Source organism: Nostoc sp. 'Peltigera membranacea cyanobiont' 213 (assembly GCF_002245975.1).
In the GTDB taxonomy this organism is placed as follows: Bacteria; Cyanobacteriota; Cyanobacteriia; order Cyanobacteriales; family Nostocaceae; genus Nostoc.
In genome coordinates, this window is the sequence record NZ_NOLI01000093.1 from 25,295 (window position 1) to 31,535 (window position 6,241).

10 protein-coding genes are annotated in these 6,241 nt (G+C 42.2%); 3 read left to right on the top strand and 7 right to left on the bottom strand.

What is annotated here, in order from left to right; genetic code table 11:
* Positions 1 to 44 precede the first annotated feature (44 nt).
* Positions 45 to 266 carry a hypothetical protein gene (locus tag CDG77_RS22575; protein WP_094331608.1) on the top strand — a complete coding sequence of 74 codons (222 nt, stop codon included), beginning with the start codon at positions 45 to 47 and terminating at the stop codon, positions 264 to 266.
* 308 nt (positions 267 to 574) lie between these two features.
* Here CDG77_RS22575 and CDG77_RS22580 read toward each other — a convergent pair whose 3' ends face one another.
* From CDG77_RS22580 to CDG77_RS22600, 5 genes are all read right to left on the bottom strand, one after another.
* Positions 575 to 1,612, bottom strand: a complete 1,038-nt coding sequence (locus tag CDG77_RS22580) for an NAD(P)/FAD-dependent oxidoreductase (protein WP_094331609.1) — start codon at positions 1,610 to 1,612, stop codon at positions 575 to 577.
* On the bottom strand, positions 1,597 to 2,283 hold the full coding sequence (locus tag CDG77_RS22585) for a hypothetical protein (RefSeq protein ID WP_094331610.1): 687 nt from the start codon (positions 2,281 to 2,283) through the stop codon (positions 1,597 to 1,599). The genes CDG77_RS22580 and CDG77_RS22585 overlap by 16 nt, the downstream gene beginning before the upstream one ends.
* Positions 2,284 to 2,409: 126 nt before the next feature.
* Complete coding sequence (locus tag CDG77_RS22590; protein ID WP_094331611.1) at positions 2,410 to 2,964, bottom strand: hypothetical protein; 555 nt, start codon at positions 2,962 to 2,964, stop codon at positions 2,410 to 2,412.
* 137 nt (positions 2,965 to 3,101) lie between these two features.
* The gene (locus tag CDG77_RS22595; RefSeq protein ID WP_094331612.1) at positions 3,102 to 3,995 is read right to left on the bottom strand and encodes a hypothetical protein; all 894 of its coding nucleotides are present in this window, start codon (positions 3,993 to 3,995) and stop codon (positions 3,102 to 3,104) included.
* A gap of 78 nt (positions 3,996 to 4,073) precedes the next feature.
* The gene (locus CDG77_RS22600; protein ID WP_094331613.1) at positions 4,074 to 4,871 is read right to left on the bottom strand and encodes a hypothetical protein; all 798 of its coding nucleotides are present in this window, start codon (positions 4,869 to 4,871) and stop codon (positions 4,074 to 4,076) included.
* Between the two features lie 17 nt (positions 4,872 to 4,888).
* Here CDG77_RS22600 and CDG77_RS36740 point away from each other — a divergent pair, with 17 nt between their 5' ends.
* The gene (locus tag CDG77_RS36740; protein ID WP_190234036.1) at positions 4,889 to 5,026 is read left to right on the top strand and encodes a hypothetical protein; all 138 of its coding nucleotides are present in this window, start codon (positions 4,889 to 4,891) and stop codon (positions 5,024 to 5,026) included.
* A 129-nt stretch (positions 5,027 to 5,155) separates the two neighbouring features.
* A complete protein-coding gene (locus CDG77_RS37805; protein WP_223269921.1) occupies positions 5,156 to 5,332 on the top strand; it encodes a hypothetical protein in 177 nt (58 codons plus the stop codon).
* Here the strand turns inward: CDG77_RS37805 and CDG77_RS22605 are convergent.
* Positions 5,319 to 5,633, bottom strand: coding sequence for a helix-turn-helix transcriptional regulator (locus CDG77_RS22605; RefSeq protein WP_094331614.1), 315 nt, complete (start codon positions 5,631 to 5,633; stop codon positions 5,319 to 5,321). The two genes, CDG77_RS37805 and CDG77_RS22605, sit on opposite strands and share 14 nt — an antisense overlap.
* A 46-nt stretch (positions 5,634 to 5,679) precedes the next feature.
* Positions 5,680 to 5,820: a hypothetical protein gene (locus tag CDG77_RS36745; protein WP_190234037.1), complete on the bottom strand. Its 141-nt coding sequence runs from the start codon at positions 5,818 to 5,820 to the stop codon at positions 5,680 to 5,682.
* Positions 5,821 to 6,241: the final 421 nt, after the last annotated feature.

Here is a 6,241-nt window from a genome sequence, read left to right on the forward strand (position 1 = left end):
AATTCCAGGTTTACTGATTTTTTGAGATAAACCCTTGCAAGAATATGCCAGTTAATTTAATTATTTTAGTTGCGGCAGTGATTGTCGCTTTGTTAATTTTCAGGGCATTACTAGATTTATTAAAGACATTCCTCAGTACAGCAATCGCAATTGTTGTCATCGTGATTATCTTGAAGGTTTTAGGATTTAGTCCACAAGACTTGATGCACGAAATTGTTAACTTACCTCAAATTATCAACCATTTGCTCAGTGGGAAGAAGTATTGAAGAAGGCAGAAGGCAGTTCTTGTACAGAACTGGCTACCTGCTTTGAGTTTGACCAGGGTACTTGAGCGGATGGCTTGATAATCTAGCTATGATTGAATCAGGGAGCAATGCGAAAATGTGAGATCGGATTTTATATCTCAATTACCAGGGCTTATTCCCAATAAACCGAGGTCCAAGTTCCTTGTTTTTGCCTTTTCTAAGTAGCGATCGCTAAAAATTTAGGTAATTTATGTTACCTATCTTTTGTACCTCACAAAATCGCATTGCTCCCTTNGAATCAAGAGTACTGAGTAGACAAATTCACCCCTTCACCTAATGTGTAACTCAAAATCAATCAACCGATAGTTCAACACATTAACTGCCTGTTGTTCTAGCTGAGTCGATAGAGTCTCAGCAATATCAATCATCTGATTTATTTCAGCAAGCCATGCTAAATTTGTGCTAAACACTTCTCGATAAAACTGGATACACCCTCGCAAATGAGAAATGAACGAATGAGTTAATCTAGTTTGATAATGACTTAAGGCAGATATATCAGGAATGCGCTCGCTCAAAATTGCATCAATTACCGCCCCTGCCAATATTGCACTGCGTAACGCAAAAGGCGTACCTTCCCCACTTACAGGATCAATCTTAATCGCAGGTTCGCCTACCATCAGCCAACCCGAACCGCAGAGAGTCCATTGCAAGTGGGGGGCAGAAGAAAAACAATTTACCTTTTGCAAATCGTTGACAAATGCGCTGATTGTGGTGCTTTCATACAAACATTCCAACAACGCCCGTCGAGGATTAGCTGGAGTTATGGGCAAACATGCCTGAAGCATAGCGCCAGAGCCATCGACTGGAGCATAAAACAACCAACCGTCAGCCAGGGACTCTATATAACAGGTAGATGCAGGTTTGGCCATGTCTTGTACCTCAGCGGTGACTATAACTCGTTGACCACCAACCAAAGATTTAGAACTTTCCGGCAAAGCGATCGCCCTTTGTTTGTGTCTGGTATACACTGTCCAAGCATAGTTTTGCGATATTTGTTGAGCAGTCAATTGACTAACATCAATCATACGCGTGTGCTGCATGACCTTGGAGTTTCGCAGTAATTCTAATAAAGAGTGTGATCGAATCGCCAATGCAGGTTGTTCTACCTGCACTGGCTGTCTGCCCCAACGCACCAAACGATGAGTCAGACGTTGACTGTAAATACTCAGATTCACATCCGGGAAAAGCTGGGCGAGCAATGTTTCGCTAACATCGTTGAGTACTAATGATGGCCCGTAAAAGTGAGATTTTGCTGGGTCACATAGCAAATCGCAATGATAACCCAGCTTGGCTAAGGCTGCAACCACAGCATAAGCACTTGATTGCTCAAGTAAACTGAGCGGTCTGTAATTAGCACGGCAAATTTCAATTTCCCATTTGGATCTCGTTCTACATGACTATTGTTATTGTTCCAAGAGGTATCTAATTGAGCTTTAGCAGCGTTGAGACTATCACCTGTTGCTGGCGGTTTCGGCCCGATCGCTACGGCAGTTTTTCCCGGAAACAGCGCATTAACTTTGCGCCAGATATATAGGCCGCCTAAGTCTTTAATATTAGTAGTAGTATCAGTATCAACGAACTCAATGGCAGGGGGATTTACTGCATCCTCATCAGCAGCAGTTTTCCCCTTGAGAATCCACAAAAACAACTCATCTTGGAGATCGCTTTCTTTCAATCCTAAGTTAATCCATTGGGCGGCGCGATCGCTGGGAGTTAATTCAACAAGTCGAGCGCCATCACTGCGATAGACTTCAAAATACAAACCGGGGAAGAAGTACTTATGTAGATTCCGGGCATCCATTTCTAACCCCGGATAGCAATTGTCTACAGCATCTTCTGGGCGGGTATTGCTTGGGTTCCCCGGAACAATGTAAGCGGCTCGTGCAGTCAGGTTACGCGGAAAAATCTTCCATTCTTTTGGATCTTGGGGTGAGAATTCATTGGGTCGCCACGGGTTATTGTTTTTGGTGATTTTCATATTTTTCCAGTTAAATTTGTAATTCCGTTTGCAAAGTAGGTTTCGGGAGTCACAAAATACTCAGGAGTGTAAGTAGACAATTCGGCATAAGCTCCCGGATTTACCTGCCTTACTTCATCTTTAGGACTAAAACGCCATCTCAAGAGCAGCTTTTGTTACAGCAATTGCTTGTTTACTGACCTCACGCCAGTTCGTTTCTTCGTTGTAGGATGCCATGACTAATTCCGACCCAACCCATACCCGACAGAATAAGACGCTTTCATCTGTCGTCCCTGGAGTAGGCTGTAGTGTAATCGGAGAATATAGTTGTTCTGGAGTAAGAGTTGCGATCGCGGTTAACAAGCTTTTAGAAAAATGCGTATCGTAACCTGATTCTAAAATATATGTCCGGTCTGCTTGAACAGTTATTAGTAACTTGCAGGTTTCTTTTTTGCGGCGTTCTGTATTCTCAAACCGCAGTTCTTTAAGATATCCAGTTAAGGCAGTTTGAGGGACATCACTCGGTTCACCATTTAGTGTGTACCACAGACCTCCGTGCTGACGATTGCAGTAGATTTTGCTACTGCCAGCTTCCGAGTGCAATCCCAGCTTTGGCTTATTGATTGAAGCGACCAACTGCTTGAGTAACTCTTCTTGACGCATCAAAGCAGCAAGTAGTTCGGCATTTTCTTGAGGGTTCATTTGTTTGTTCCAAAAGCATTTTCACTTTCGTATTGGCGCAGCCGTTTAATTGTGATATATGAAGCGTAAAGCCAATAAAACAGCGCTCTTGATTTCACAAAAGCGCTTTTTATTACTAATTATTTACCCTGTACAGATTATTGATGTGAATTAAATCTTGCCAGCAAATCTTCACGAGATAATTCAAGACAAAGGGGAGTAAATTCTTCTGGTGTTAACTGCAACAAACTATCGACTACTTTTGAAAGTTCTTCATCTACAGAACCAAACCGGAATCTTAACAAGTTTTCTACAACTTGACGTTGCCCTTGATGTACTCCCTCAAGTTTAGTAGTTTCTTCCCATTGTTCGTAAGCTTGCGACAAATTCATAATTAATTCCTGCTCATCTTCTGTTAAAGTTTCTTGCTGTTGAACTATAATGACCCGCAAATTAGTAATCAGTTTGAGAGTATTTTGTCTTAATTGGTTGCTTTCGGGTAATGCCAGCAATTCATCAATGGCAGTACGTTGCGTTTCGCCTCTACCCAAAATCCTTAGCCATAATGTTTCTTCTGTTACTGGTAGCTCGTTAACCGCTACTATTGCTGCCCTAAAACATTTCTGGAAAAAGTAAACTCCCCTGCTCCACTTTTCTAAATCTAGTTTAACCTCTAAATCCTCCAACAGAGAGGCTGAAGCGCTAGGCGATATAATCCACAAACGAGCTAAACTATCTTCTGGTAAGCTGGTTTTCTCTCGCTTGGCTTTGCGTTGTGAGTCTGCAATCACGGTGAACAGTTTTAGAAAACAGTTGCGTACCTCTGACCTAGTGGGTTGATTGCGAAATGGTTCCAAGAGTGCCGTATTTAGTACAGCGATTCTACCTAATAATCCAAGATTTTGAGCTTGGGCAGTTGGTGTGCTTGTAAACAAAACGTCAACAAATCTGGCTTCATCAGTGACTTGTTTGTTAACTTCTACTCTACCTAAAGGAGACAACAACTCCTCTAATAATTCCTTAGAAAACTGATCGTAAGGCTTGCTAGTCATGTTTTAAAGACGAACTGTATTTTATTTTACAAGGATTGCTTATGGTTGCATGGTGGGTATTAAAACCCACCATTTCACTTACGCTGCCACCAACTCCCGACGAACTTGCGGCAGTTCAATCGGAGCAGCTGCCTTGGACAGTCCTTCTACAGCCTCCCTGACACTCCAATACCGTACTCCATCGCCACAGCGCCAATAGTAAGTCTTGGGGTCGTTTTCCCAGACTTCATTAGGGTTTCGGACTTTGAAGACTATTCCCAAAAACTCTCCATCTAGATATACGTTTTCAGCCGTCTGAAGGTCAGTGCGTCCCACATAAGTCAGTCGGTAGTCGTCCACTGGCGTACACAAGTCTTCTGCACGAGTACCCCGATAAGAGCAGTTACCGCACCCATGACCACCACAATCTGGACAGATGGCAGCAGGCATATTCCATTTGAGTGGTGTGAAGTCCCATTTAGCAAGTGGTATTAATATTTGAGGCTTCTGCGAAGTGTAGCAGCCAGCAAATCCTACTAATTTATCTGAGTAGGCTTTGATCCTCAACGATAACCAATCACAATCACCCAATAGACCGATTGTGTTAGCAGCTTCTTTTAACTCGTCATCTAATTTTTGATTGCGCTGTAATGGAGTAGAAAGGTTCTCTTTAACTTCTGCTACAGCACGTTTGAAAGGCTCTTTGTGGTATCTAGCATAGCCGTGGGTCATCTTTATCCAAACGATATCATCTTCGTTTATCCAAATAGTTACCACATCTTCTGGCTTGCATTCGTGGCTGTAGTCTGACTCGTTAACGATGGTTGCAATGATTTGGCGATCCTGTGTGGTTAACGGATCTTTTGTTGGCGCAGGGGCTGAAAGTTGTGTCATCATTAGAAAATACCTCTTAAATGGGTAAAAAGGCGATCGCACAGTTTGTCCGACGGAGCGATCGCCCTATTTTTATTGGTCAGTTTGTTGTGCTGAAAGCACAACACTCTCACTCTAGAATTGGCGTAGCCTTATATTTTCTTGCTCCTAGTCAGTGACTGAAGCTTGCTACAGCAGCATATCTCTTGATCGGGCGGTAGTCGGCAACGAGCTTCAGAGCGACTATCGTACTGCTGTGACAACTTTTTATTTGGAACCCACTCCACCGTTACCTCACTTCAGCAGCCTTGACTATTCGCTGCATCCGCTACCTGGGGGCTTTGTTTTTTGTTCACTTTTTTCAAGGTTCAGTGTTGAGCGCCGCTTTATTTAGCTGGGAGGCTGGTGCTTGGTTACTCTATGACTACTACTTTACTATTTCCACACATAAATGTCAAGTACCACTAGTAACTATTGAGAAATGATTTTAGGGGAACCGAACAGTTCTTGTACATCTTTTCCCAGGATTTGGCAGATATGCCTAAGTAACTGAAAAGAAACGTTTTTAGGAGCTCTAGGCATTGCTGGGTGTTCTAAAAGTTGTATGTATTGGTGAGAAACTTGATAATCAAACCTTAGCCGGACTTCTTCAGCAAGAGAGCGTCTAGAAAGCTTTCCACGCATATCCTTAAGCTTTTCTCCAAAAGTGGGGTTCCACGCAACAGTTGTTATTAAATCTAATTCCAGCATAATAAATTCTTTATGTGTCCCACTTGACGCATCCATAATATAACTGATATAGTCGTGCTAGTAAAGAGTAAATTACTCGATACTAAAGCGATCGCTTGCCCATGTGCAATGCGATGATTTCAGTTTGCGCCAATTGAAGGAATACAACTAGAGAAAAGGGATCTCCTACAGCAAACGCTTGCGCTCTTGACCAATGCCAGAGCAATCGCATACGCTTGTACACGATTGCTGATCGGGGCAATGCCTTTATATGAGCGTCTTGATTCTGGAAAGATTGTATGTAACTTTTTGCATTATTTATAGCTAGCAAGTTGATAGCCTAAAGTTTGTAATGCAAGCTTCAAGATTATTCGTTTTTTGCGTAAAGTACGAAAATTGAGGTGAATAGTATTATATAACGGTATCTACTATGGATAAACTGGGGACAACAATAAAAGTCTCCTATACAATTTACTTCTATCAAAAACTGCTCTAGCTTACGTCTAGGGCAGTTTTTTATTGCGCGGTAGAAGCCAGATTCAGAACTGCACCTAATGGTGAACCGTCAGAGGTATTTGGTTCATCTTGGCTAGAGTGCCAGTCCAGTAGAAAATATTGACAAATTAACTAGACTATGAATTAGATAAAAGTGACAATTTTTCTGG